1 protein-coding gene is annotated in these 433 nt (G+C 65.4%); it reads right to left on the bottom strand.

Annotated features, from left to right (window positions below):
• The coding region (locus tag AB4Z25_RS29345; RefSeq protein ID WP_442210574.1) for a TolC family protein at window positions 1-433 on the bottom strand (433 nt) is incomplete at both ends.

Genomic DNA, 433 nt, shown 5'->3' with positions numbered 1-433 from the left:
TTGGTGAGGTCGAAGGTTTCGCGGCGCGACTTCAGGTTTGCCTGGGAGAGCGCGATGCGTTCCTGGTAGTAGCGGGCGTCGATATAGCTGTTGACCAGATCCTGGAGGAAGGTGAGCTTGGCGACGTCGGCGGTGGCGTAGGCCGAATCCAGCGAGGCCAGCGCGCTTTCCTTCGAACGGCGGTATTCGCCGAACAGATCGAGCAGCCAGGAGACATTGGCTTCACCGGCGGTGGTGTTGGTGGCGCCAACCGACTGGCGGCGCGAACCAAGCTGGCCGCTTGTGGTATGGGAAGCACCGACGACGAGGCTGGGCAGCGCGCCTGCACCGGCGACCGTCACCTGGGCTTCGGCGGCGTTGATGCGCTCCAGCGCCTGCAGCACGTCGAGGTTCTGGCCGATGCCCTGGGCCACCAGCGAATTCAGCCGCTGGT

The sequence above is a fragment of the Rhizobium sp. RAF36 genome, assembly GCF_052114105.1.
GTDB lineage: Bacteria > Pseudomonadota > Alphaproteobacteria > Rhizobiales > Rhizobiaceae > Rhizobium.
The sequence above is the reverse complement of the archived record's forward strand: the minus strand, read 5'-3'. Positions and strand labels throughout refer to the sequence as shown.